This window comes from uncultured Ellagibacter sp., assembly GCF_934617235.1.
GTDB lineage: Bacteria > Actinomycetota > Coriobacteriia > Coriobacteriales > Eggerthellaceae > Ellagibacter.
Window position 1 is genome coordinate 31,668 of the sequence record NZ_CAKTTZ010000007.1, and the last position, 26,185, is coordinate 57,852.

24 protein-coding genes are annotated in these 26,185 nt (G+C 58.9%); 1 reads left to right on the forward strand and 23 read right to left on the reverse strand.

The window, feature by feature from the left end; translation table 11 throughout:
* The 9 genes from Q0G85_RS02545 to Q0G85_RS02585 all read right to left on the reverse strand — a co-directional run bounded on the left by Q0G85_RS02545 (window position 1) and on the right by Q0G85_RS02585 (window position 10,692).
* Window positions 1–1,788 (reverse strand): AMP-binding protein, encoded by a 1,788-nt coding sequence (locus Q0G85_RS02545; protein WP_297154432.1) that lies wholly within the window; start codon window positions 1,786–1,788, stop codon window positions 1–3.
* A gap of 98 nt (window positions 1,789–1,886) precedes the next feature.
* Window positions 1,887–2,471, reverse strand: coding sequence for a helix-turn-helix domain-containing protein (locus tag Q0G85_RS02550; protein WP_297154433.1), 585 nt, complete (start codon window positions 2,469–2,471; stop codon window positions 1,887–1,889).
* A 170-nt stretch (window positions 2,472–2,641) separates the two neighbouring features.
* Window positions 2,642–4,948, reverse strand: a complete 2,307-nt coding sequence (locus tag Q0G85_RS02555) for a transcription antitermination factor NusB (protein WP_297154434.1) — start codon at window positions 4,946–4,948, stop codon at window positions 2,642–2,644.
* Complete coding sequence (fmt, locus tag Q0G85_RS02560; RefSeq protein ID WP_297154436.1) at window positions 4,875–5,834, reverse strand: methionyl-tRNA formyltransferase; 960 nt, start codon at window positions 5,832–5,834, stop codon at window positions 4,875–4,877. The genes Q0G85_RS02555 and fmt overlap by 74 nt, the downstream gene beginning before the upstream one ends.
* On the reverse strand, window positions 5,835–6,377 hold the full coding sequence (def, locus tag Q0G85_RS02565; protein WP_297154438.1) for a peptide deformylase: 543 nt from the start codon (window positions 6,375–6,377) through the stop codon (window positions 5,835–5,837).
* A 164-nt stretch (window positions 6,378–6,541) separates the two neighbouring features.
* The gene (locus Q0G85_RS02570) at window positions 6,542–7,504 is read right to left on the reverse strand and encodes an SPFH domain-containing protein (protein ID WP_297154441.1); all 963 of its coding nucleotides are present in this window, start codon (window positions 7,502–7,504) and stop codon (window positions 6,542–6,544) included.
* A 26-nt stretch (window positions 7,505–7,530) separates the two neighbouring features.
* Complete coding sequence (locus Q0G85_RS02575) at window positions 7,531–7,968, reverse strand: NfeD family protein (protein ID WP_297154442.1); 438 nt, start codon at window positions 7,966–7,968, stop codon at window positions 7,531–7,533.
* 93 nt (window positions 7,969–8,061) lie between these two features.
* On the reverse strand, window positions 8,062–9,948 hold the full coding sequence (dnaG, locus tag Q0G85_RS02580; protein WP_297154443.1) for a DNA primase: 1,887 nt from the start codon (window positions 9,946–9,948) through the stop codon (window positions 8,062–8,064).
* Window positions 9,949–9,960: 12 nt separating this feature from the next.
* Window positions 9,961–10,692 carry a hypothetical protein gene (locus Q0G85_RS02585; protein WP_297154445.1) on the reverse strand — a complete coding sequence of 244 codons (732 nt, stop codon included), beginning with the start codon at window positions 10,690–10,692 and terminating at the stop codon, window positions 9,961–9,963.
* A gap of 219 nt (window positions 10,693–10,911) precedes the next feature.
* On the opposite strand from Q0G85_RS02585, the gene Q0G85_RS02590 reads away from it, so the two are divergent.
* Window positions 10,912–12,141, forward strand: coding sequence for a deoxyguanosinetriphosphate triphosphohydrolase family protein (locus Q0G85_RS02590; RefSeq protein ID WP_297154446.1), 1,230 nt, complete (start codon window positions 10,912–10,914; stop codon window positions 12,139–12,141).
* Here the strand turns inward: Q0G85_RS02590 and rnhA are convergent.
* From rnhA to rimP, 14 genes are all read right to left on the reverse strand, one after another.
* Window positions 12,138–12,614 (reverse strand): ribonuclease HI, encoded by a 477-nt coding sequence (gene rnhA, locus Q0G85_RS02595; RefSeq protein WP_297154447.1) that lies wholly within the window; start codon window positions 12,612–12,614, stop codon window positions 12,138–12,140. The genes Q0G85_RS02590 and rnhA overlap by 4 nt on opposite strands.
* Before the next feature lie 109 nt (window positions 12,615–12,723).
* Window positions 12,724–14,805 carry a heavy metal translocating P-type ATPase gene (locus Q0G85_RS02600; protein WP_297154448.1) on the reverse strand — a complete coding sequence of 694 codons (2,082 nt, stop codon included), beginning with the start codon at window positions 14,803–14,805 and terminating at the stop codon, window positions 12,724–12,726.
* Window positions 14,806–14,817: 12 nt separating this feature from the next.
* The gene (locus Q0G85_RS02605; RefSeq protein WP_297154450.1) at window positions 14,818–15,069 is read right to left on the reverse strand and encodes a DUF6110 family protein; all 252 of its coding nucleotides are present in this window, start codon (window positions 15,067–15,069) and stop codon (window positions 14,818–14,820) included.
* A 107-nt stretch (window positions 15,070–15,176) separates the two neighbouring features.
* A complete protein-coding gene (locus Q0G85_RS02610; RefSeq protein WP_297154452.1) occupies window positions 15,177–16,496 on the reverse strand; it encodes a helix-turn-helix transcriptional regulator in 1,320 nt (439 codons plus the stop codon).
* Window positions 16,497–16,803: 307 nt separating this feature from the next.
* Window positions 16,804–17,079 carry a twin-arginine translocase TatA/TatE family subunit gene (gene tatA, locus Q0G85_RS02615; RefSeq protein ID WP_297154454.1) on the reverse strand — a complete coding sequence of 92 codons (276 nt, stop codon included), beginning with the start codon at window positions 17,077–17,079 and terminating at the stop codon, window positions 16,804–16,806.
* Window positions 17,080–17,255: 176 nt separating this feature from the next.
* Window positions 17,256–18,179 (reverse strand): riboflavin biosynthesis protein RibF, encoded by a 924-nt coding sequence (ribF, locus tag Q0G85_RS02620; protein WP_297154456.1) that lies wholly within the window; start codon window positions 18,177–18,179, stop codon window positions 17,256–17,258.
* The gene (gene truB / locus Q0G85_RS02625; protein ID WP_297154458.1) at window positions 18,163–19,182 is read right to left on the reverse strand and encodes a tRNA pseudouridine(55) synthase TruB; all 1,020 of its coding nucleotides are present in this window, start codon (window positions 19,180–19,182) and stop codon (window positions 18,163–18,165) included. Before truB ends, ribF begins: the two co-directional genes overlap by 17 nt.
* A 132-nt stretch (window positions 19,183–19,314) precedes the next feature.
* Window positions 19,315–19,797: a pantetheine-phosphate adenylyltransferase gene (gene coaD, locus Q0G85_RS02630; RefSeq protein WP_297154460.1), complete on the reverse strand. Its 483-nt coding sequence runs from the start codon at window positions 19,795–19,797 to the stop codon at window positions 19,315–19,317.
* Window positions 19,798–19,826: 29 nt separating this feature from the next.
* Window positions 19,827–20,813 carry a bifunctional oligoribonuclease/PAP phosphatase NrnA gene (locus tag Q0G85_RS02635; RefSeq protein ID WP_297154462.1) on the reverse strand — a complete coding sequence of 329 codons (987 nt, stop codon included), beginning with the start codon at window positions 20,811–20,813 and terminating at the stop codon, window positions 19,827–19,829.
* Between the two features lies 1 nt (window position 20,814).
* Window positions 20,815–21,192, reverse strand: a complete 378-nt coding sequence (gene rbfA / locus Q0G85_RS02640; RefSeq protein WP_297154465.1) for a 30S ribosome-binding factor RbfA — start codon at window positions 21,190–21,192, stop codon at window positions 20,815–20,817.
* A 9-nt stretch (window positions 21,193–21,201) separates the two neighbouring features.
* On the reverse strand, window positions 21,202–23,961 hold the full coding sequence (infB, locus tag Q0G85_RS02645; RefSeq protein WP_297154467.1) for a translation initiation factor IF-2: 2,760 nt from the start codon (window positions 23,959–23,961) through the stop codon (window positions 21,202–21,204).
* Window positions 23,962–23,973: 12 nt separating this feature from the next.
* Window positions 23,974–24,270, reverse strand: a complete 297-nt coding sequence (locus Q0G85_RS02650; RefSeq protein WP_297154469.1) for an RNase P modulator RnpM — start codon at window positions 24,268–24,270, stop codon at window positions 23,974–23,976.
* A gap of 26 nt (window positions 24,271–24,296) precedes the next feature.
* Window positions 24,297–25,514 carry a transcription termination factor NusA gene (nusA, locus tag Q0G85_RS02655; RefSeq protein WP_297154471.1) on the reverse strand — a complete coding sequence of 406 codons (1,218 nt, stop codon included), beginning with the start codon at window positions 25,512–25,514 and terminating at the stop codon, window positions 24,297–24,299.
* Window positions 25,515–25,532: 18 nt separating this feature from the next.
* The gene (rimP, locus tag Q0G85_RS02660) at window positions 25,533–26,000 is read right to left on the reverse strand and encodes a ribosome maturation factor RimP (protein WP_297154473.1); all 468 of its coding nucleotides are present in this window, start codon (window positions 25,998–26,000) and stop codon (window positions 25,533–25,535) included.
* Window positions 26,001–26,185: the final 185 nt, after the last annotated feature.

Below are 26,185 nucleotides of genomic sequence, written 5' to 3' on the forward strand. Positions count from 1 at the left end.
CTAGATAAGGCCTTCGGGAAGCTTGGGCGACTTCAAGTCCGCCCCGTCCTTCTGCCTGATCGCGACACGACGGATCTTGCCATTCACCGTCTTCGGAAGCGCATCGACATAATCGATAATGCGCGGATATTTGTAAGGAGCCGTACGATGCTTGACCCACGCTTGCAACTCATGGGTCAGCTCGTCGGAACCGGTAAAGCCTTCCGCAAGCACGACCGTCGCTTTAACGGCAAAGCCGCGAACCGGGTCAGGCACGCCGGTAACGGCGCATTCGCGTACCGCCTCGTGTTCGAGCAGCTCGCTTTCAATTTCGAAAGGCCCGATGCGGTAGCCGGACGACTTGATGACATCGTCGTTTCGGCCGACGTACCAGAAGTAACCATCTTCATCAACCCATGCGGTATCGCCCGTGTGATACCAGCCGTTGTAAATCGCGTTCGCGGTCTTTTCCGGATCGCGGAAGTACTCCATCATGATGCCCGCGGGGCGCGGCTCCATGCGAATGCAGATCTCGCCAGTCTCGCCGGTGTTGCAACGGGATCCATCATCGCGCTGAATCTCGACGTCGTAAAGCGGCACGGGCTTGCCCATCGAGCCAGAGCGAGGCGTCGAATGCGTAAGGTTCGCGATGGTAAGCGGCGTTTCCGTTTGACCGAAGCCCTCGAAAATCGTAAGGCCCGTGTTTTCCTTCCAGAAGTTGAACAGGTCGGGGTTGAGCGCCTCGCCAGCCGTCGTGGAGTACTGAAGCGACGACAGATCGTAGTCCGTGAAATTCTCAGACATCATAAGACGATACATCGTCGGCGGACAGCACAAAGTCGTGACCTGGTATTTCGAAATGAGCGAGAGAATTTCGCCAGCGTTGAAGCGATCGAAGTCGTACGTGAGCACGCAAGCTTCCATAAGCCATTGCCCGTAGTACTTGCCCCACACAGCCTTACCCCAGCCCGTGTCCGCAATGGTGAAGTGAACGCCGTCGGGCTGGACGTTATGCCAGTGTTTCGCGGTGATGAGGTGCGCTACGGCATAGCCGGAATTATGGAGCACCATCTTCGGGTTGCCAGAAGTGCCCGAGGAGAAGTACATGAGCATCGGGTCCGCCGCAGCAGTTTCACGACGCTCGAAAACCTCGCTCGCCGTGCGGACGCCGCTGTTGAAGTCCGCCCAGCCCTCACGCTCGATCGAAGCGGCACAGATTCCCTCCTCGTCGGAAAGCGCCGAGCCGACGGTGCCCGCGACAGCGACGAGGTTTCCATCAGCATCGCACTTGGTCGTGCCGCCACCCGCACCGTTGACGAGGATTCGCGAGGTGAGCGTCGGGCATTCAGCGACCACGTTGTCCACGACCTGAGCGATTTCCCCAACGGACGTGCAGATGACGGAGGTAATCGAGGCGCCGTTCAGGCGATATTCCAGGTCATGCTCCTTAAGCATGAACGTTGCAGGAACCATGACTGCACCGATCTTCGCCAACGCCGTCGCAACGAACCAGAACTGATAGTGGCGGCGCAGTACGACGAGAACGTAATCGCCTCGTTTGATTCCCTGGTCAACTAGGAAATTCGCCGTCTTGTCGGACCAGCGCTTCATGTCGGCGAACGTGAAGATGTGCTCCTCGCCTTCGGGGTTGCACCAGACCATCGCGCGACGATCTGGGTCGTTCACCGCGATGTCGTCGACGACGTCGTAGCCAAAGTTGAAATTGTCGGGGTAATGGACGCTGAACGTTTCGAGCTGCCCGTCGGGAGCATAGGTTTCGTCAACGTAGCGCAGATTGATATTCCTCATAGGATAAAAGAACCTCTTTCAGTGCAAGCAGGGCGACATGCCCGTATCGTCTTGTAGGAACCGAAGGATTGGCGCAACCCGGATAGTACCGAGCGCGCCTACATAATCTCGATATCCTGAGGCTTCAAGACAATCGCGTAGAACACGCACGGCTCGCCGCCCGTAGCAATCATGCCGTGGCCGCGTCCAGAGTCGTACATCAGGACATCGCCTGGCCCCAAATCCTCGATATGGCCCTCGTAGGCGAAGCGCATATGCCCCGACACGATGCAGTCGATTTCCTGACCGCGGTGATACGAAAGGTGTATTGGCTTTTCCTGCTCTTCGGGAAGATAGGGCATCGTGACCAAGAAGGGCTCAGCGAGCTTGTTCTTGAACTGCGGCGCCTTATGCAGGTACTCGAAACCGGCGCGGCGCTTCACGGACAGGCCATCGCCCTCGCGGATGAGGGAATACCCAGTCAGATGGGGGTTCTCGCCCGTGAGCAGCTCGACAACATCCACCCCAAGGCGTTTGGCGCATTTGGAAAGGAAGGTGAAGCTCAAGTCCTGCTCGCCCGATTCCTGGGCTGCGTATTCCGAAAGCGAACGACCCGTTGCCTGGGCCATTTCTTGCATTGAAATGTCGAGATCCTCGCGCAGGGATCTAATTCGCGAAGCCACCTCTTCGATCTTCGGTTCCATATGCGACTCCCCCTTTCTTTTTATCTCGTACAACTATTCGTAAACGATATCTAACGCATGGATTGTATCGCAACGTTGCGAAATGGAAGTGCTTTGATATGCAAATGGCGGCTAACCAGCACATGGGTAGCCGCCATTATGGACAAATCCTTCACATTAACGGATTAACGCTATTCCGCTGCTTTGAGCAGTCGCACGGCGAAATGGGCATCGGGCGAGCCCGGTTTGAGCGCCGGGTTGAAGCACGGGGCACCGCCGATCGGGGCGAGCTCGAACGAAGCGCCTTCATCGCTTGCAAGGAACGCTTTCACGACATCGATGTTCTCGGCGCGCGTGATGGTGCACGTGGAGAAGACGATGTAGCCGCCCGGGGTGACATGCGAGGAAGCGGACTTCAGAAGCTCCAAGCCGGTCTTGGCGAACTCGTCGATCTTCTCGGGGTTTAAGCGCCAACGGATTTCCGGATGACGGCGCAGCGTTCCGAGCCCCGAGCAGGGGGCATCGATGAAGACCACATTAAACGCGCGATCCCCGATGACATCGTTTAGTTCCGTCGCGTCACCGGTAATCGACTCGGAGACGTGAACGCCGTATTCCTCGGCGCGCTCGGAAGTGATGTTCGTTTTGAACTCAAGGTTGTCCACCGTTACGTACTCGTCGATCTGCGATCCGAAACGGCGCTGGGCGTCGCTTTGGATGAGGACCGTCTTCGTACCGCGTCCCGCGCCGATTTCGAGCAACGATGCGGGCTTCTCTTCAGGAAGCACCAAACGCGCAATCTGCTGGGAAGACGCGTCGGAGACAAGCAGCTGCCCGGTCTGGATCATATGGCGAACGCGCCCGTCGAAGAGCACGCGTCCCTCGGAGAGGCAGTAGCAACCGGGGATGTCCTCGCCATTGACCGATACGGCAACAGGCTCGCCGTGCGCAGCCTCGATCGTCTCGACGACCTCGGATTCGTTCGCCTTCGCCGCATTGATCGCGATGAAGAGGGGTGCCGGCTCGTTCGAACCCGCGAGGTAGTCGCGCGTAGCCTCGGGGCCCAAATCGAGCAGCGCGCGTTTCGCAAGCCACTCGGGGAAGGCATGGAGACGAGCGAACGCCTCGATATCGGTACGCGGATCGCCGAAGGGGAACTTATGCGCCTTGTCGGCAATGCGGCGCAGCACGGCGTTGGCCAGGCCAGACGCCTTCGGCGCGATCGTCTTCACCAGCTCGACGCCTTGGCTGACCGCAGCGTGAGGCTCCTTCTTGAGGAAGATGATCTCGTACGTTGAGATGCGCAGCGCGTCGCGTACGTCATCGTTGATGTCGCTTATGCGGTCGAGGCAACGGTTGATGACATCGTCAAGCGTGCCATATGAGCTCACCACGCCGAGCGTGAGGCGCGTTGCAAAGGCGCGGTCCTCGCGCGACATGCGGGAGGAGTCGATGTACTTATGGATAAGCTCCTGTGCGAACGCGTCACGCTCGCGAACAATGGAAGTCACGCGAAGGGCAGCCTGGCGTGCAGGGGAAGCGCTGCGTTCGCCTTCCTTGTGGACGACGCCGCTCGTACGGGGCTTGTCGCCGAAGGAGTGCTTCGCGCCGCGGCGCTCTCTGCCCTTGGGACGATTGCGGTACTTGAGCTCGCCGTCCTCGTCGAGTTCGAGCTCTCCGCGATAGACGTTAGCCTCCTGCTCGCGACCCTCGGCGAGAGCCGCATTCTGCTCGTTGGGACGCCACGGCCCACGGCGCTCGAAGCCGCGGCGATCGCCTGCGTCTTTACGGGAGAAGTCGTGATCGTCTGCACGATCTTTCTTGAAGGGTGCGTCACCTTGAGGCGCACGGTCGAAATCGCGATTGCCAGCGTCGTGCTTCTCGTAAGGTTTGCGCTCGCCGCGCGCGCCATCCCGTTTGTCGAAGGGCTTGCGCTCGCCGTCGCGCTTGTCGTAGGGTTTACGTTCCCCATCACGCTTAGCGAAAGGCTTGCGACCGTCGCGGTCACCATCACGCTTATCGTAGGGCTTGCGCTCGCCATCGCGCTTGCCGTAGGGTTTGCGGTCGTTGTCGCGAGACCCATAGGACTTGCGACCAGCATCTCCCTGCTTCGAGAAGGACTTGCCGCCCGAACGATGATCGCCATCGCGCCTGCCATAGGGCTTGCGGTCGTTTGAGCGCTCGTTGTCAAACGGTTTGCGGGAGCGGTGTTCCCCATCACGGGAAGAGCTGCCACCGCGGGAATCGCGCTTGCCATAGCTGCCCTTGCGGTCGTTGTCGCGTGATCCGCCGTAAGAGCCTTTGCGGTCTCCTCGTCCCTTCGAGCCATACGAGCCCGAATTCGAACGCCCGCGATGATCGCCCGAGCCGTTGCGTTGGCCGCCGCGGCCGCCGCGATGTTCTCCGTTATGCTGGTTGTTGCCATCAGGCATGGTAAGCCGTCCATTCTCCATCGTGCCCATGAAGCGCCGAAGCGCCAGCCGCGAAGGCCTGAGCATCCATTTCTTTCTTTCCGTCCGGTTTTAAGCGGAAGATCTCGAGCGCTCCGTCGGCGCACCCAAGCAAAAGCCGCTTCGACGCATAGCGCACCCGACCGGCGCCGAGCCCACTTGCAGCCGCTTTTCCGTGTTCGTCATAGTCGGCACGGCACGCGTCGAGGATGGTTGCGCCCTTGCCGAGCAAAAGGCACTTACTCGGATGGCCCGCACTCGATGCACGCACGCGTCGCGCAAGCAGATCGACACCGAGCGCAGGATTCAAATCGAGCTCGCCCTTCTCGATCTTGTGAGCATAGATCGCATCGGATTCCTTCTGAACGACCCATCTCTCTTGCCCGCGCACGATCTGCATGATCGCCGTCAAAAGCGCATGCGACCCCAAGTTTGCGAGCTCGTCGGCAAGCACGGGAAGGGATTTCTCCCCCACATTGAGCGTGCGGCATACGCAGAAGGGGCCGGTGTCGAGGCCCTCCTCCATCCGCATGATGCACACGCCCGTCTCTTCGTCATCTGCGAGAATGGCGTGCTCGATAGGAGCCGCGCCTCTCCAGCGCGGCAGAAGCGACGCATGCACGTTCAAACAGTGGTACGTGGGGCATTCAAGCACTTCCGCGGGAAGGATCATTCCATACGCCGCAACGACGATGAAGTCGGGCCGATAACGCTCGAGCGTGGCGATGACCTCGGGGTCTTTGAAGGTCGTCGGCTGCTCGACGGGAATACCCAGCTGCATGGCGGTTTCTTTAACCGGAGACGCAACGAGCTTCTTACCGCGACCGCGAACCGCATCGGGGCGCGTGTAAGCCGCGACGACGTTATAGTGTTGGGAGAGATCCTCAAGGATGGTTGCCGCCAGATTCGGCGTACCCATGAAGACGATTCGCATTCAATCCACCTCGATAGAGGTGTCGCCGGGCTTAGCGCCCTTCTTGCGCGCCTCATCGTATGCCTCGAGAGCGCGGATGCGCGTTAAGGGGTCGCACGACTCGAAAAGGGTGCGCCCGTTCAGGTGGTCGATCTCATGCTGTAAGCAACGCCCGAGAAGACCGTCGCCCTCGATTTCCCACAGCTCTCCGTCGAGGTCGTAATAGCGAACGCGAGCCCAGGGCTTACGCGAAACGGGAACAGTGATGCCAGGGCAGGAAAGGCAGCCTTCGCCTTGAGTTTCGGGATCGCCTTTAAGCTCCATGATCTCAGGGTTGACCAAAACGATGGGATTTTGCTCCTCCGAATCGTCAACATCGATGACGACCAGGCGCTTTGTCACGCCGACTTGGGGAGCTGCAATGCCACAGCCGTTGTTGTTGTACATCGCTCGGGCCATCTGCTTGGCGAGCTTTTTCAGGCTACGATCGCCCGGCGTGCACGGCTCGCACACCTGACGAAGAAGCGGGTCGGGGGCAATAACGATACTGACCACTGGCAACACGTCCTTTATTCGATTGACACACGGGCGCGCGATAACCGCGCGCCCGTCTTTTTCGCTTGCGCAATTGTGGCAAGCCCAACCGCCCCTGTCCACCCAAAAAGCCAGGTTGAACGGGAAACGAACACAATTAAGCGGAATTGGGCCCACCTTTTGGGAAAAGGCCCCTAAGCGTTCGGCGTCTCGCTTTGCTTCGGAGCGTTAGGGTCGTCGGTCACGATTTCCTTGATCGACGCCGCAAGCCCGGCGATGCCCTGGATATCGGAGGGGATGATAAGCTTCGTGGCTCGACCGTTCGCAACGCACTTCAGCGCCTCGTAAGCCTGGAGGGTCAAAACGGCGTTGTCGGCGCCCGCCTCGCGCACCATCGCGATGCCTTCTGCGGTTGCGCGCTGAACGTTGCGGATAGCCTCGGCTTCACCTTCTGCTTCGCGGATCTGCTTTTCCTTTTCAGCTTCTGCAGCAAGGATGATGGCCTGCTTCTCAGCTTCAGCAGAAAGGATCTGCGCCTGCTTCTCGCCTTCAGCAACCGTGATGGCACTCTGCTTCTGGCCCTCTGCCAAAAGCACCGCTTCGCGCTTCTCTCGCTCAGCCTTCATCTGCTTCTCCATCGCCTGCTGAATGGCTGCAGGCGGCGTGATGTTTTTCACCTCGACGCGGTTGACCTTGATGCCCCAAGCATCCGTCGCCTCGTCGAGAATGGAACGCATCTTCGCATTGATGGTATCGCGAGAAACGAGCGTCGTGTCGAGGTCGAGCTCGCCGATGATGTTGCGGATCGTGGTCGCCGAGAGATTCTCGATTGCGACGATGGGATTCTCAACGCCGTAGCAAAAGAGCTTCGGATCGAGAATCTTGAAGAAGACGACCGTGTCGATTGAGATGGTGACGTTGTCCTTCGTGATGACGGGCTGGGGCGGGAAATCGAAAACCTGCTCTTTCAGGGAGATTCCCATGCGCACACGGTCGATGAAGGGAACCTTGATGTGCAGGCCGTTGTTCCAAGTGGTGAGATACGATCCCAGACGCTCGACGATGGCGGCTTCAGCCTGCGGAACGATCTTCACGCAGGTGACGGCCAAGACCACCACAATCACAACGAGAACGATGAGGAAGGTGAGCAGTGGCATAGCGATTCCTTTCGATAGCGGATGATTTACGCTTGCGGTTCACACGGTCGTACGATGAGCTTGATGGATTCTTGGGCAACAACCTCGACGCGTGTGCCCTCGGGAAGAACTTCGCCTGTTGCCGAGCGCGCCGACCACGTCATATGGTTGGAAAGCTCGATCCTGCCGGTAAGCCCATCGTTGTCGATCACTTCGCACACGACTCCCCTCTCGCCGAGAAGCGATGGTTCCGCCGAATGGCCGCGATTACGGTATTTCACGAAAACGGGGCGCAGGAGAACAAGGCAGAGCACCGACACCACAAGGAACAACACGATCTGCACGACGAAGCTCGCGCCGAGTAGATCGGCGACGAAGGCCACAAGAGCGCCCACGACAAACCACATCGTGATGAGGCCGAACGAAAACGCCTCGATGACTGCCATGACGCCGGCGACCACGAGCCAGAGAACAACATGCGACATTGGTGCACCTCCTTATTCACAGACATAGTAAGTATATCAGAGCACCTATACTATTCTGCGGGGCACACATAACACTTTACAAGGGTTTGCAAACTACAGACGGCCCTCATGCGCGACGGACTTGTGGGCGCGGCGCTTCTCGAGCAGCTCCTTTTGCAGTGCCGTCGTCGCTTGGAAGAGAAAGTCGTATTCCTCGGTTCCCGCAAGCGATTCGTTGGCAAGCTGCGCTCGAAGCTCTTCAATCGCGTCTTCGGCATCGCCTATGGCAAGCTCTTCGGTGAGAAAGCGTGCAACGTCTTCGGGAGATGCCGTCTCGGTAGAGCTTCCCCCCGCGGTGAGCACGCGCCCCGCACGGGCATCGGCGGCACTTGCGTTCGAGACGATGGCCGCAGCACTTGCCGTCGGGTCGGACGCAAGCGTGTCGAGGATGCTTGTCGCAAGCGTAGCATGCAGCGGGTCGTGCCATTGGGTTTGCGCGAGCGCATCGGCGTGCGTCAGCGCGACGAGCGGATACTGCGAGAGAACGCTTAGAAGCTCGCGTTCGAGCCGCAAACGGTTGAGCTCGGTCTTGGAAATCGCTCGTCGTGTCGGAACCTCGACAGGAACGGGGCCGCGCGCTTCGGAAGTCTCGCCAGCATCGCCGAAGCGGGCGGGCGGCTCGAGCTTTGCAAGCGCTTCGAGCACATCTTCCTCGCGGGCACGCGTTCGGCCTGCAATCTGGATGGCATAGTCTTTGGCGAGAAGCGAATCCTTGATCGGAGCGAGCACCGAAAGCGCCGAGGCAAGCGCTGCCGAGCGGCCCTCGGCGCTCGAGAGGTCATGCGCGGCGAGACGGCGATCGATGCCGTACTTCAAAAGGGGCTGCGCGTGCTCGATGAGCTCCTCAAGCTCGGCGCCACCGTGAGATCCCATGAACTCTGCGGGGTCAAGGTTGTCGGGCAGCGTGACGGCGCACAGTTCGATCCGAGTCTTGCCCGCTTCGGGCGTCATCGAGGAGTCAATGAATTCAAGCGCTCGATCGGCCGCCTTTTGACCTGCGGCGTCACCGTCGAAAAGATAGACGATCTTCTTCTGCGCATGACGCGCGAGGATGCGGATATGGCGCATAGTAAGCGCCGTGCCGAGCGTGGCGACCGCGTTTCGCACGCCCCCTTCATGAAGGGCGATCACGTCGGTGTAGCCTTCGCATACGATGGCGACGCCGCTCGAAGCCATGGAGACCTTCGCCTTGTCGAGCCCGTAGAGCACCTGCGACTTATGAAACAGCGGCGTTTCCTGAGAATTGAGGTACTTCGGCTCTCCCGTCCCGATGACGCGGCCGCCGAAGGCGATACAGTCGCCCGACACATCGTTTATGGGGAACATGACGCGGTTGTAGAAGCGGTCGCGCAGCTTGCCCTGGGAATCACGGCTGCAGACGTTCGCCTCGACCATTTCGTCGGCCTTAAAGCCCTTCGAGGAAAGATGGCGGGTAAGCGCACCTCTGCCAGGGGCGAACCCGAGGTTCCAATCGTTTGGAACCTTACCGCCAAGCCCACGCCCTGAGAGATACTCGCGCGCCGCCGCCGCATCAGGCGAGGTCGAACGCATCAGTTGCAGATGATAGAATTCCGCAGTTGCCTTGCAGATATCCTTCAGGCGGGCCTTCTTACTTGCGGGCGCTGCAGGTTTCCCACCCACCTCGACGATATCGATATGCGCGCGTTCGGCAAGCCTGTGGACCGCTTCAGGAAAAGAGAGGTCTTCCGCCTTCATGATGAACGCGAACACATCGCCGCCCTCACCGCAACCGAAGCAGTGCCACAGCTGCAGTGCTGGATCGATCTTGCAAGAAGGCGATTTCTCGTTGTGAAAGGGACAGCAGCACCAAAAGTCGCGACCGCGCTGTTTCACGGGAACGCGCTCGCTGAACACGGCGACGATGTCGCTCGCATCGCGAACTTTCTGGATGTCCTCGTCGGTTATGCGGCCGCCAGGCATAGGGCGTGCCGCCTACTCGTCCGCTTTAGGCGACGACACAGACTCTGATGGGTCCGCCGCTGCCGCCGATGCGGGTTTGTTGCGCTTTTCGAGACGTTTTGCCTGCTCCCTTACGTGTTCGGGGACTTCCCATTGCTTATCCTGCAAATCGAGCAGAAGCTTCGCAGCGGTCGTGCGCTGCGAAAGGCGCACGCAGCCGACAGTCTCGTCGGAAAACTCGCGGGCGAAGGTGACGCGCGCCGGGAGAATCGCCGCGCCGACGGATGCGCCCACAGCTCCAAAGACGGCCGTGAACGCATTCACCTCGGCAGTGGAAACCGACACATAGGCGCGCGTGATAAGAATGAGGACGGAGCAGGCGATGGCGAGCCCCACCACCACGTAGCAGAATGCGCGGCCAGCGTCGTTTTTACCGCACACGAGAGTCGCGATGACAAGCGATGCGAGAAGCGAAACCACGGTAAGCACGTTGCCATAAGAAACGATGGGTCCGAACATGGTCAGAGCAGCGCAGATGAAAGCGATGACGACACACGGGAGGAGCACCTTCTTCGCGATTTCGCCACGCTCGAACTCCTTTTCCGCAGAAAGGATGCGCGTGCGGACAACCTTGCCGTGAGGCCAGCGAAACGACCCGGCGGGATGCTCACGGCCGATGCCGGAGAGCTCGTCGACCTTAGACGACAATACTCCGAACAGGCCGATCGCAACAATGACGATCAAGATGATCAAAACCCACGGCATGGACGATTCCCTTCGCGCGATGACGATGCTTTTTGCAATGGCCCTTATGGTAGCACGACCGATTGGCGCCCGCCCCGCGAGCTCGGGCAAATGCGCAGTGCGCCTATAACCTTGCCCGAAGAGCGCAAGCCACTGCTACAATGGCGGCACACGAAGAAGGCGCGACATCGCATGCATCAAAGCCGCGATGTTTCGCTTGCGGCGAGAAGGAAGGCGAGCATGCCGAAAGAAACCATTCCCTATCTTTCGATTGACGCGGAAATCGAGGCGAGCATTCTTGCCGACCGTGCTGCCGGGCGAGAGAATCCCTATCGGTTTCGCGACGAGGACGTGGTGCGACGCGAAGCGAACCCGCATGATGTCGCGACAATTGCACGACCGGCATTCGCCCGCGATATCGAGAAGATCGTGAACGTGCCCGCCTATAACCGTTACGCGGGAAAGACGCAGGTATTCTCGTTTGTCGAGAACGACGACATCTGCCGCCGCGGCCTGCATGTGCAGCTGGTGAGCCGCGTTGCGAGGGGCATCGGGCGGCTCCTCGGGCTGAACTGCGATCTGATCGAGTCCATAGCGCTTGGACACGACCTGGGGCACACGCCGTTCGGACATGCGGGAGAGCGGTTCTTGTCGAGCTGCTACCATGAGCGCACCGGCCGCTACTTCAACCATAACGTCCATTCGGTTCGCGTGCTCGACCAGCTCTATCGCCGCAATGTGAGCCTGCAGACGCTCGACGGCGTGCTCTGCCACAACGGCGAATTCGCCCAGCAGGAACTCAAGCGCGGGCACGTTACCACCTTCGATGAGCTCGACGCGCTCGTCGAGGACTGCACGGCCAATGAGAAAGCCATCGCCACACTGCGCCCCTCAACACTCGAGGGTTGCGTCGTGCGCGTAGCGGACATGATCGCCTACGTCGGCAAAGACCGTCAGGATGCTATGGATATGGGCGCGCTCTCCTCGCTCGATGCATTCGAGTCGACGGTGATGGGCAAGGCGAACGCGCAGATCATCAACAACCTTACGGCCGATATCGTGAACGAGAGTTACGGCACGGACCGCATCGCCATGAGCGAGGCCATGTTCGAGGACCTCAAGCGGGCGAAGCGCCAAAACTACGAGCTCATCTATAACAAGGAAGGCCTTGCCGCAAGTGACGGGATCACCGTCGGGCAGATGTTCGAGGAAGTCTACGAGAAACTGCTCGGCGACCTTATGGCAGACCGCGAGGAGTCGGCCATATTCAGGCACCATATCGATTATCTCGCGAGGAAATCGCGCTCCATCACGCGCGAGCGCTACGTGGACGCAACGGAGCCGAACCAGATTGTGGTCGACTACATCGCCTCGATGACGGACAGCTACTTCATGGCGCTCTACGCTCACCTGTTCCCGGAACGCGCGAACCAGGTTCAACTGCGAGGCTATTGCGCCGATTTGCGCTAACCGGGAAAACCGACGTCCTCGAGCAGCCCCTCCCCGTCGGCGGCGGCGGTCGCAAGCGCATCACAGCGCTCGTTTTCGGGGTGGCCGGCGTGACCCTTTACCCAGATGAAGGTCACATCGTGGGGCTTTTTCGCCTCGAGCAGGCGCTTCCACAAATCAACGTTTTTGACAGGTTCTTTCTTCGCGTTTTTCCACCCGCGCTTAAGCCAGCCCTCGACCCAATGTTGGTTGAAGGCGTTCACCACGTACTGCGAGTCGGAATGCACCTCGACGGTGCAGGGGCGTTTGAGCGCCTCAAGTGCCACAATGACGCCGAGCAGCTCCATGCGGTTGTTCGTCGTGGTCGCGTACCCCTGAGAGAGTTCGCGTTCGTGCAGCTTGCCCGCCGAATCGACGAACTGCAGCACGGCGCCATAGCCGCCAGGGCCGGGATTCCCACGAGATGAGCCGTCGGTGAAGATCGTGACTTTCATGCCGTCCTTTCGTCTCAAGCAAACTGAGGGCGGGTCCCTTTTGCGGGTGCCCGCCCTCAGTTAAGATACCCGAGCCATCGCACGATGGGAAGGGCAAAGGGCCGAAGCCCTACAGATTGTACGAACGCGAGCTGTGCATGCTGAGCGCGATCGTCGAGGCGTTATGCAGAAGCGAGGAGGTCTGCGGCGTGATAATACCGCCGATGCCAAGCGCCAAGAGCGCCGAATTGAACCCAATGGTCTGTGCAAACGAGGTGTCCATTCGTCCCATGAGGCCCTGCGAGAGCTTGCGCATCTGAACGAGCGAACTCAGATTGCCCTCTGAGAGCGTGATATCGGCAACCTCCTTGGCAATAGCAGTGCCCTGCCCCATGGCAACACCCACCGTTGCCGCAGAGAGAGCAGGGGAATCGTTCACGCCATCCCCCACCATGACCACCTTGCACCCTTCGGCCTTCAGCTGTTCAACGACCTCATGCTTGTCCTCGGGGAGCATGTCGGCACGAAACTCGGTGATTCCGGCAGCCTGCGCAACGCGGGAAGCCGTCTTCTCGTTGTCGCCTGTCAGCATGATGATCCGCTCGAAGCCGAGATTACGCAGCTCTTCGACCGCTTCGGAAACGCCCGACTTCAAAGGGTCGTCGATACCGATAACGCCGACAAGCTTGCCATCGACGGCAAGATAGAGCGTCGAGAGATCGCTCGCTTCGGCGTCGATCATCTGTTGCTCCTCCTCGGATACGACGACACCCTCGTCCTCGACGACGAAGTGCCTCGACCCGATGACCGCGCGTTTGCCATCGAGGGAGCTTGCAATGCCGTGCGCCACGATGTACTCGACGGCGGCATGGCGTTCGCGATGCTTGAGGTTCTTTTCCGCCGCAGCGCGAACGACCGCGCGAGCGACAGGGTGCGGGAAATGCTCTTCAAGGCATGCCGAGAAGCGAAGCACTTGGGTTCGGTTCCATCCATCAAGCGCGATGATGCACTTCACCTGGGGCTGAGCCTCGGTAAGCGTGCCGGTCTTGTCGAAGACGATAGTATCGGCCTGGGCAAAAGCCTCGAAATGCTTCGATCCCTTCACCGTGAAACCAGCCTTGGCGGCCTGGCTCATGGCGGACAGCACCGAAATCGACCCCGTCAGCTTGAGCGCGCAGGAGTAGTCAACCATAAGCGCCGCAGACGTCTTCACCAAACTGCGCGTGGTGAGCGCAACGATGCCTGCGAGCAGGAAGTTCCACGGAACGATGCGATCCGCCAAGCGTTCGCGTTTTGTCTGAACATCCGATTTCATGCTTTCGGACATCTCGACCAGCGAGACGATGGAGCGGATCTTCGTCTCGCCCGTCGCCGCCTTGACACGGACGAAAATCTCTCCCTCTTCGCAGGCGGTACCCGCAAAGACGTCATCGCCGACCGTGCGTTCGACGGCAAGCGGCTCGCCGGTGAGAGTCGACTGGTTCACCATGGCCACACCGCGTTCGACCACACCGTCGACGCTTATGGGCATGCCGGTACGGACGACGACCAAGTCACCCGATTTAAGGTTGGCGGAGGGAACAGTGATTTCCCTATCCCCGTCGACAAGCTGGGCGTTTTCGGGAGCTCCGAGCAAAGAGTAGATAAGCTGGTTCTCCGAACGCGCTCGCGTGTAGTCTTCGAGCGTCTCGCCCAAATCGAGAAGGAACATCGTCGAGGCAGCTGTCGCGAAATCGCCCTTCACAAACGAGATGCCGATAGCGGCCGCGTCGAGGACGGGCACATCGAGACGCGCGTGCAAAAGCGAGTTCAAGGCGGCCTTCAGGAAAAGGCGGTAATGCCAGATGGTCCTTATGACGCGCAGCGGCGCGGGAAGGAACCACTTGCGTGCGAAGTGGGAACCGACAAGCATCGCAATGTCCATCAACAGGGAATGCGTGCGAACCGAAAGCGCCGTCGGGCATGCGAGCTTCGCCTTCTCGATGGACGCCGCATCGACGGCATCCATCGCAGCGAGCAACGAGGCCCTTGTCTCTTCCCCACCTCCATAGGTGATGGCAAGCGATCCGATTCGCGGGTAAACGCAAGCCGAGGAGACACCAGGGCATGCCGTCATGAGCGACTCGAGCGCATCGACGTCCGATTCCGGCACGCGACCATAGAGGCGAACGCGGATTCGCCCCGGTATCTCATGCTCAATCGTGTATTTCATCGAGCGGCTTCTTTACTTCTCGTCCTTGGCTTCGGCCTTTTCGGATTCGGCGAGATTGATGTAATTTGCCTCGGCAACGATGTCGTCGACCTGGGCTTTCGCCTCTTCAACGATGTTCTGGTAACCCTGCTTCACCTGCAGGCCCTTGGCGACGCCCTGAACGTAGCACTTCCGCGCAGTCTTAGAAGTGAGCGCCTTCACACCGACCGTACCGGCAAGAAAGCCTGCGCCGACGAGCAAGGAGTTGAACGTTTTCTTTTTCATTACAGATTCCTTTCTGATAATTGAGCTTACGCATAGTTAGCCCAAGATAACGAACAGAAAGGATTGTAAACTGTTGGTAAGAAAAGAGCGATGGAATTCACATAAAGTTAACTATGGCTTTCCGCAAAATCGATGAGCTCCTGGCGGTTATGGACGCCGCATTTCGCGTAGATGCGACGCAGGTGCGTGTCGACCGTGCTTTTTGAGATGCAAAGCTCACTTGCGATGCGCTCGCCTGTACGGCCCTTGAGCGCGAGCGGTAAAACCTCCGCTTCGCGAGGGGAAAGCCCCGCTTCTGCTCCGATCTTCCGACAGGTGGCATCGAAGCGGTCAAGCGTAATGGCGACTTGGGAGAGCGCCGAAAAGTCACGCTCGGTAAACAGATAGAGATAAGCGATCAGAGCGCACAAACCCGCCAAAGCGCACATGAAATGGGCGGCGGCGTTTCCAAAGAACACAACATCGAAGAAGTTGCCAACGACCAGCCCCATGAACTCGCCAAAGAAAAGCGCGGCAAAACCGCGCCCAAACGTGACCGCGGCATCTCCGCCATCGATCTTGCCCATGACAAGGAAAAGAGACACCATGACAACGATAAGGGAGAGAAAACCCGCCATCGCAACAGCTTCTCCCGGTACCCCGATATCACCGAGGACCTCGACGAAGAGAAAGCCCCCCATAAGCAGGAGCACCGAAAGACGATACGTACCACCCAGGGGGCCGGTTTCCCCACCCTGAACGAAGGCAAGGCCACGCGAGAGGACAGCAAGCATCCCCCCTTCTGGACGCGGCGCATCCTTCGAAGCGAGACGTGTGCCCTCGCCCCCGAAGAGCTGCAATGCCGCAAGACAGAAGAAGATGAAGAGCACGAGCGTAACGGGAAGCGTCGGCGTGGCATCCATCCCGGGTTCCGAGCCGTACGTCTGCATGATTCCCGTCGCCAACCCGAACAGCAGCGTGCCAAAAAGAAGTCGTCTCGTGAAGCGATTCTTCGGCGCATCACCTTTGTTTGATGGCCCCTTCGTGGCAGGCAGGGCGGAGCCGACGCGACGAAGCGCAAGCAGAAAAAAAAGCGACAGAAGAGGAAAAACGCAGATAAGCAAGCCGAGCACGGAGGGAAGCGACTCAGACCCCAAAAGGAAGCATATCGCAGCGCCGAGTGCGGAGCCGATAAGTGCCTCGGGGACAGAATGCTCGATTTCGAAACCGCCGAGCGCCTGGCCCCATGCGGCAAAAACAATGCCACTTGGGGTACCGACCAACAGCCCTTCAATTAAGAGCAGCGCGCCGTTATGCGTGCCGAGCAATTGCGTCGCAAGCGACCCCGCCGCCATAAGGACAGTGCTCACGATAAGCGAGGGGGTGGAAAGCAGGCGATGCCTGAGAGGGTTCGGAGCGAACGCGCATGCAATGAGCGCGAACGCCATGAAAAACAAGGAAAAGAGTAGCTCGCCGCGTTCGAACTCGAATTCGCCGATTGAAAAAGAGCAATTCGATCCCATGTAGAGAAGCGAGATAACGCACGACTGGAAAGACGCAAAGCCCAAAATAGCGCAACGAGCGCGTCTTGCGTCGCTTGGAACTTGGACCACGCCAACTCCTCCTCTATCGAACGGTTAGTTAATCAGTATCCACGGAAAGCATCGTAGAGAGATGATACCCCGCCCGAAAGCAAATTGGGCACACAGCTTCAAGCCGCGTGCCCAAGGGAAGGGTCTTTCGTTGGATGGTTCGCTATTCGGAGGCAACAACCTTCTTCACGACGCGCTTCTTCGTGGTTTTAGGAGCCTCCTCATCGTCGGCAGATTCAGACTCGACAAGATTATCTGCAACCTCTTCTGCATCGGTTGCCTCTTCGGTCTTCTTGTTCGAACCAAGGCCTTCGCGCAGGCCCTTGACCGACTTGCCGATGGCGCTGCCGAGCTTCGGAAGGTTCTTCGGCCCGAAGATAAGAAGAACGACAACGAGAATAATAAGAAGTTCAGGGGTTCCCATTCCGAGGATTTTCATTGCGATGCTCCTTTTGCATTGCCTTGCCAACGTGTTATCCCGACTATGCAGCGAACGGCGTGAGAAGGCCATCACGCAAACCCATGATTTTGCCGCATGACAAAAAATCGTCCTTGTCATGTATTTGCATGACAAAGGCGAAATAGCAGGTCAATTAACTAATTGGGAAGTATACGCTACAAATGCTCGCGAACCCATTCGATATTCGACATGATAGTCGCGATCAATTCGTCGACATCGTCGAAGACACGCATTGGGCGCAGCCACGCGATGAACTCTACCTCGATTTCGCATCCGTAGATATTGCCATCGAAATCCAGGAGATGCGCTTCGCAGTTTGCGGTCGAACGGTCGGCAAATGTCGCCGCAACACCCATGTTGACCGCTGCCTTGTAGCGCTTCCCATCGACATGCACATAGGCGGCATAGACCCCATCGCCAACGGCACGGAACTCATCGGGGATAGAAAGGTTGGCCGTGCGGATACCCATTTGGGCACCTTCGCCGCGACCCGATACCACCGTACCGCGTACCTTCCAAGGGCGACCGAGAAGCTTTGTAGCCTCCTCGACGTTGCCCGTTGAAAGAAGTCCTCTGATGCGCGTTGCACTTACCGGAGCCCCTTCAAGGCAAAGCAATTCATGCGGCGTGACACTACACGAATGGCGCGATCCCCATTCGATAAGCGTTTCCTCGGTACCCTTCGCACGTGCTCCGAAGCGAAAGCCTTCACCAACATGGATACTTGCAGGTGCAAGCTCGCCGAAGGTTGAGGCGAGAAAGTCCTCAGGTGAAAGTGATGCAAATTCGCGCGTAAAAGGCAACACGGCAACGAAGTCGGCGCCCGAGGCGGCAAGAGCCCGAATGCGATCCTCATTGGTCATAAGCTTCTTTAGCTCGCCCGGTCGAAACATCTCGTCGGGGTCAAGATCGAACGTGAGAGCAAAAGAAGCGCTTCCCCGCTTCTTGGAGTCTTCAATCGCACATGAAATCAGAGCTTCGTGACCTTTATGGACGCCATCGAAAACGCCGAAGGCGCAACAAGCTCCCTCGAAGCGCGTACGATCGAAGGCCTCATCAACGCTAAATATCTCCGCCACGTCTTACTCCTGTCTGGAAGATGCAGCAAGCCTGATAGCGCTGCCGCTTTTCCTCGTAAGCATAAATCCCCACGAGCTTGTTGTCGACGATAATTGCGACGTGCTCGCCATCCTTCGGTTCCATCGCACTTTGACGCACACCCGCCGTGCAGGCACACATCTCGTCGGTCGCACTTGCATGCCGGCGCTCGCACAGTTCAACGGCAGTTTCCGGCAAAGGATTGCCGTTAGAAACAAGGCGCGCCCCATCGCCTTCGAGAAAGGCAAAGCGAAAACCTAGCAGCTTCACGGGATCGAGTGACGCATCCACGCCCATGCGCTCAAGCGCCTCAAGGGTTGCACAATCGTCGAGCGTCAAGAGTCCAGCACTCATGCGACGAAGAACCGCCACATGCGCAGGACAGCCCACCGCAACACCGATATCGCGCGCAAGAGCCCTGATGTAAGTCCCCTTAGAGACATGGAAATCCACGTCCCATGATACGGGAGCATCGCCCTCACCGGAAACAATGGCGACCAAGTCGGCGGAATACACTTCGATATCGCGCGGTTTCAGCTCGATGATATTGCCACGGCGCGCAGCGTCGCACGCTTTGACGCCACCCACCTTGACAGCGGAATACGCTGGCGGAAGCTGCTTTTGAGGCCCGATGAAACGGGCAAGTATCTCGCACGCAAACGATTCTTCATTAGCGGCAGAAGGAACCGCTCCGAACTTAACGGGAGTACCGTCGACATCGTCGGTGTCGGTGCCCACCCCGAAGGTAATTCGCACCCGGTAGTGTTTGTCGTGCCCAACCATATAATTATCGAGCCTCGTCGCAGGCCCAACGCAAACGCAGAGCACGCCCGATGCCAAAGGGTCGAGGGTGCCGGTATGACCGACTCGGCGCTCCCCGAAGATACGACGGACCCGGTTCACGACATCATGCGAGCTCATGCCCGAGGGCTTATCCACTCCCACAACGAGCGACAAACCCGATTGTCCTCTCTTAGCTGCCACTATTATCCCTTCATACAGCAAGAAAGCGGGAGTGCTCCCGCTTTCCCTCATTGCAAAACCGATAAAATCATCCTCGCGGAACCAAAAGCCCGTCGTCGAAAAACCGTACGGAGGCCAACGACCGCAATGCGCTTATCGTGAGAATTTCTCTTTAAGCGCGCGCTCGACACAAGGCGGCACGAAATCTTTGATATCCCCTCCCATAGAGGCGATTTCCCGAACCACAGAGGAGGACAGATACATGTGCTGCGGCGTCGACATGATGAACAACGTTTCCAAATTGCGATCGAGCTCATAATTGATCGCCGTCATCTGGAACTCGTATTCAAAGTCCGTGATAGCGCGCAGGCCCTTGACGACCGCGGTCGCGCCAACCTCGTGTGCGAAATCGACAAGCAGCCCATTAAATGGCTCGACGCGGACGTTTTCGAGACCCACGGTAGCCTCTTTCACCAACGCCACGCGCTCCTCAAGCGTGAAGAGCGGGCCCTTTTTCACGGACTCGGCAACCGCAACGATAACCTCATCGACGAGCTGAGAAGCACGCGTAATCACATCGAGATGCCCTACCGTGATCGGGTCGAACGTACCGGGTGTCAATGCGCATTTGACCATATAGCATCATCCTAACTGGGGTAACATGCCTATTCAAGCGCCTGCTTGATAGCCTTCTCCACCCTCACAAGCGCGCCTTCCATCGGACCTTCGATTGAGAAACCAGCAGCAGCCTTATGTCCGCCGCCTCCGAATGAGTTCGCGATTGCCGCAACGTCGGTGTCGTCCTTCGCGCGGAAACTGCCGCGAATCGTTTCGGCTTGCTCGCGCAGCATGCAGGCAACGCGAACGCCCGCGATAGAGCGAAGCGTGTCGATAAGCGCTTCTGCGTCCGCCTTTACCGCATGACATTTCTCGAAATCGCGCAGGGTAACATAACTTATCGCAGCCTGACCACCGCAGAAGAGCTTCATGTGCTTGATAGCACAAGCCTCGAGCAAAACGGATGCTTCACTGCGGTTTTGGAAGACCTCTCGCGAAACATACGAGGCATCGACGCCCGCGGTGATCATCTCCGAAGCTGACGCAAACGCACGAGAGTCAGCATTCTGATACTGGAAACGACCGGTGTCGGTAACCAAGCCGGTATAGGCGCACAACGCGATATCGCCCGAGTTGTCGACGCGCATACATTTGGAAAGCTCCCAGATGAGCATAGTAGTTGCCGCCATCGAGGGATTGCAATACGTAAGGGTACTCATCGTCTCGGGATAAGCGTGGTGGTCGATGGTAATCGAGTACTCCGCCTCATCGAGCAGACGCGAAGCATCCCCGATTCGCTCACGATTGGGAACGTCAACAGCGACGAACGTCCCGACTTCGCCCATGTAATCACGCGCATACACCATGTCTTCAATCCCCGGCAAAAACGAAAGACGCACGTCGGGCTTTTCAGGCTTCGCCAACACGCACGTCACCTTTTTCCCGAGGCGGCGCAGAATTCCCGCTAAGGCGAGCTGTGAGCCCAGGCAATCGCCGTCAGGGCTCACATGGCCGCAAATCACATAATCATCGCGCGATTTCAAAACCGCGGAGATCTCCGTAAGCGAAACGTTCGTTTGCGGTGTGACCGGCATGCTACTCGTCCTCTTCTTCCTCTTTCATAATGACCGGCGGACGCTGGGATTCGCGCGCAAGGGCACCGGCGATACGCTCGGCCGTATCGACGCTTCGATCGAGCATGAAGCGCAACTCAGGGGCGACGCGCCAGGACAAACGGCGCGCCATGAGCGAGCGGATACGGCCACTCGCCCTGGTGAAAGCCTCGGCAACCTTGTCGTAGCGCTGCTTGTCCGCGGAATAGTACACGTTGCAGACGCTGCGGTCGAAAGAAACCTCGCAACCGGTGATTGTGACCATCGACAACTCGGGATCGGATATATCGAACAGCAGGATGCTCGCGATAACCTCGCGCGCCTGCTCGTTGACCTTGCGGCTCGAAGAACCTTGCTTCATGCCGACCTCCTACTCCGTACGCTCGACCTCTTTGACGACGTAGCCTTCGATGGTATCGCCGACCTTGAGGTCCTGGTAACCGCTGATGCCGATACCGCACTCGTAACCCTGCTTGACCGTCTTGACGTCGTCCTTGAAGCGACGCAAGCTGGCGATTTCACCCTCGAAGACGACGGTGCCGTCGCGCACGATGCGCACCTTGTCCTCGCGATGAATCTCGCCGTCGGTGATGTAGCAACCGGCGATGGTGCCGACCTTGGGCACCTTGAAGGTCTCGCGGATCTCGGCAACACCGGTGTCTTCCTCGATGATATCGGGCGAGAGCAAACCGACGCGCGCAGCGTTGATGTCCTCGATCGCCTGATAGATGACGCGATACAGACGGATGTCGACCTTCTCCTTCTCAGCCTGCTGCTTGGACTTGCCGGTCGGGCGCACGTTGAAGCCGATGATGATGGCGTCGGAAGCCGCAGCGAGCGTAACGTCAGTTTCGGTGATACCGCCGACAGCAGAGTGCACGATGTTGATGCGCACCTCAGACTGATCCATCTTCTCAAAGGCGTCGCGCAAGGCTTCAATCGAGCCCTGAACGTCGGCCTTCACGATAAGGTTCAAGTCGGTCTGTTTGCCCTCTTCGATGCGGCTGAACAGATCATCCAAGCTCATGTGGGACTTGGTCTCCTGCTCGGCGAGGCGGGCACGCAGCGCACGTTCCTCAGCGAGCTTGCGAGCATCGCGCTCGTCTTCGAACACGCGGAATTCGTCGCCTGCCGTCGGGACGCTGTTCAAACCGAGAATCTCAACAGGATCGGCGGGGCCAGCGGAATCGACATGCTTGCCGCGCGGGTCAATGAGCGCACGAACGCGACCATAGGACGTGCCCGCCACAACGGTGTCGCCGGGATGCAGGGTTCCGCGATGGATGAGCACGGTCGCAACCGGGCCGCGGCCCTTGTCGAGGTTCGCCTCGATGACGTAGCCGGAAGCCTCGGCATCGGGGTTCGCCTTGAGCTCAAGCACGTCAGCCTGGAGAAGAATCGTCTCGAGCAGGTCGTCGATGTGGAGCTTCTTTTTCGCGGAGACCTCGACGAACATGTTCTTGCCGCCCCACTCTTCGGGGATGACGCCGTGCTCGACGAGTTCCTGGCGAACGCGGTCAGGGTTCGCGCCGGGCTTGTCGATCTTGTTCACCGCGACGACGATGGGCACATCCGCCGCCTTCGCGTGGTTGATTGCCTCGATGGTCTGCGGCATGACTCCGTCGTCGGCGGCAACGACGAGCACGATGACGTCGGTTACCTGGGCACCGCGGGCGCGCATGGCGGTAAACGCCTCGTGACCAGGGGTGTCGATGAAGGTAATCTGACGGCCGTCGATGTTGACAATCGATGCGCCGATGTGCTGGGTGATGCCGCCCGCTTCGCCCGCAGCGACGCCGGTGTGGCGGATTGCATCGAGCAACGAAGTCTTGCCGTGGTCGACGTGTCCCATAACGGTCACGACCGGCGGACGCGGCTTCAAGTCTTCCTCAGAGTCGTGGTACACGACGGCATATTCCTCTTCGGGCGAAACGACGCGCACCTTGCGACCCATGTCGTCAGCGATGAGCTCGATGAGGTCATCAGACATAGATTGCGTAAGCGTCAGCGCCTGACCGAGCATGAACAGACGCTTGATCACGTCGTTCGGCTGCACGCCGAGAAGCTCGGCGAACTTGGCAACGGTTGCACCCTGGGGAATCTCCACGACGGAATCGTCGAGCACGAGCGTGGGGTCGAGGCCCTTCTGGATGGCCTCCATCTCCATGCGCTCGCGAGCCTCGGCCTGACGCTTCTCCTTGCGCTTCTTGCGGCGACCCTCTCCCTCATGGGAGTTCGCGGCGGCGACGGCAGCACGCGCCTCAGCGAGCACCTTGTCGCGCTGGAGCTTTTCGGCCTGAACCGCCATCTGGGCATAACGATCTTCGCCCTGGCTCTGGTTTTGATTCTCGAGCTCGGGAACAACCTGCACGACGTTGCCGCGCTTGCCCTTCTTAGGACCGCGCTCACCCTTCGCGGGACGGTTGCCGCGCTCGGGCTTGGGCTTGTTGGCCTGCTCGGCCTTTTGTGCTTCGATGCGCTGCTTCTCGGACTCGATCTGGGAAAGCAGCGAGCTGAAGTTGGAAGACTTCTTGGCGGTGAGCACAGGCGCCGGGCCCTTGTGCTGCGTTGCGGGCTTGGAAGACTTCTTGCCGCGGGAGCGCAGCGCTTCCTCGACAGCCTGTTTCTTCGCAACTTCTGCCGCCATCTTCGCCGCACGAGCCTTGGCGCGCGCTTCAGCCTTCTCGCGGGCAACACGCTCCTTCTCGGACTCGATCTGGCTCGCAAGACCCTCGAAACCGCTGCTCACAGGAGCCTTTTTCGGTTCATGCTTGGGCTTCTCGGCGCGGGCATCAGCCTCAGGCGCCTGGCCTTCGCGACGAGCACGCTCGGCTTCGCGCAGTGCACGTTCCTTCTCGACGGCAGCGCGGCGATTGGCCTCTTCCTCGGCCTTCTTGCGCTCTTCTTCCGCCTTCTCCTCGGCAAGCTGCTTAGCTTCCTCGGCATCGATCTTGCCAGCACGCTGCTTGATCTCGGGCGAAAGATTCTTGCGAATCTTATCGACGTAGGCATCGGCAAGCATGCTCGCATGGCTTTTCGCCGGTATCTTCATCTCGTGCAACCGGTCGAGCAATTCCTTGCTCGTCATGTCGAATTCTTTCGCCAATTCATGTACTCGCATGCTGGCCATGTACCACTCCTCTTATTCTCTTCCGACGCAACGGCTCGTGTCGCGAGACATTTCGCCGGCGATGCGCTCTAAATCCTGCTCACCGAGCTTCGTGCGAAGGGCTCGGTCAAGTTTACCCGCCTTACGTGCAGCGGCAAAGCACTCCGCGGAGCATACATACGCACCGCGCCCGGGAGCGCGCCCCGAAGGGTCGAAGGACACGACACCTTCAGGCGAGCGAACGATGCGCAAAAGCGCGCGCTTCGAATCGGCTGTGCCGCAGGCAACGCACGTACGCTGCTTCTTCTTTGTCGGTGTCGTCTGTGCCATTGTACGCTCCCGCAATCCCTCTACGCTTATTCTGCGTCATCCAAATCGGCATGGATACCGCAGAAACGGCTGTTGGGTCGTGCATGGTTGCGGCAGCGGTTGCCCTCTTCGTCCACAAAGGCGCACAAGCCCTCTTCATCCTCATCGATTTCGTCCTCATCGATGAGGATATTCTCGTTGCGAAGGGGCGCGCCGGCAAAGCTAGCGCTCTTGATGTCGATATGCCAACCAGTCAGTCGCGCAGCAAGACGGGCATTCTGGCCCTCCTTGCCGATAGCGAGCGAAAGCTGGTCGTCGGGAACGACGACGGTCGCGTAGTTGTTCTCCTCGTCGATGATGACCTTCGTCACCTTCGCGGGCGAAAGCGCGTTTGCCACATAGACCGCTGGATCCTCGTTCCATTGAATGACGTCGACACGCTCGTTGCGCAGCTCCTCGACGACCATGCGCACACGGCTGCCCTTCGGGCCAACGCATGCGCCGACCGGATCGAGGTTGCGCTCGCGGGAGGCGACGGCAACCTTGGAGCGGGCGCCAGGCTCGCGGGCGATCGACTTGATCTCGACCACACCGTCATAGATTTCGGGGACTTCGATCTCAAAGAGACGGCGGATGAGGTCGGGATGCGTGCGGGAAACGATGATGGACGGACGCGCCTGGTCACCGCGAGCCTTGGGAAGGTCGCTTGCAGGGTCGCGCACGTCGATGATCAGCACCTTCAGTCGCTGGTTGTGGCGGTAGTGCTCGTTGTTCGGGCGCTCGTTACGCTCGTTGGGGAGACGTTTCAAGTCGTAATGAGGAAGCTCAGCTTCGACACCGTCGCGAATCTTGATGATGGTGAAATCGGGCGTGCCCTGGAGCACGGTACCTGTCACCAGGTCGCCCACACGATGCGAGAACTCCTGGTAGATGGACTGACGCCCCGCCTCGCGGACGATCGTGGAGATGACGCTCTTGGCGTTTTGCGCAGCGATACGACTCACGTCGTCGGGCGTCACGTCGCGCTCGGTGAACTCGGAATACTCACCGGTCTCCGGGTCGGGTTCCCCAACGGGGACAAGCTCGTACACGTAGATCTTGCCCGTCTGGCGGTCGATGGTGACGCGAGCGTCCCATTCGAGGTCGAGAATATGCTGATAGCTTTTAGCGAGCGAAGCCTCCAAGCGCTCGATCAGGTAGAACTCGTCGATTTTGCGTTCGTGAGCGAGAGCCTGCAGCGCTTCGATCAGTTCAGAGTTAGCCACGTCTGGTCGCTTCCTTTCTTAGCTGAAGTCTACAGCGCCCACCACATGGGCGCGTTTGATGAGCGAGTAATCGATAGCGATGCGCGAACCGTCGATCTCGACGAGCACGTCATCGCCTTCCATGCCTTCGAGCATGCCGGTGAATGAGCTGCGTCCGTCGATAGGAGACGACGTTTTCACCACAACCTGCTCGCCAGAGAAACGGGTGAAGTGCTCCTTCGTTCGAAGGGGCCTATCTATTCCAGGAGAGGAAACCTCAAGCATGTAGGCACCAGGGAACGGATCGATCTCGTCCATGATGCGGTTGATCCATACCTGGGCGCTCGCGAGCTCGTCGAAGCTCACACCCTCGTCGGTGTCGATGAAGACGCGAATCGTCGGAGCCTTCTTCGACCCCATGATTTCAAGGGACACGATTTCGACCCCGCTGGCCTTAGCTGTGGGCTCGAGCGCATCGAGCAGTTTCTGTTCTTTGGCGGTGAGCATGTCGCCTCCTTCCTATGACGTATTCGTTGCACGCTTTCGTTGCAGAGCGGTGTTTTCGCCCCAACATACAAAGAAAGCGGGACGAAGCCCACTTTCTCAAAGAAGCGAAAGTATGATGCGCACCGCTGTGCACAGTACATTATTTATACCACAGAAAGGGAAGTTTTGGCTAGCGAGAAGCTTCG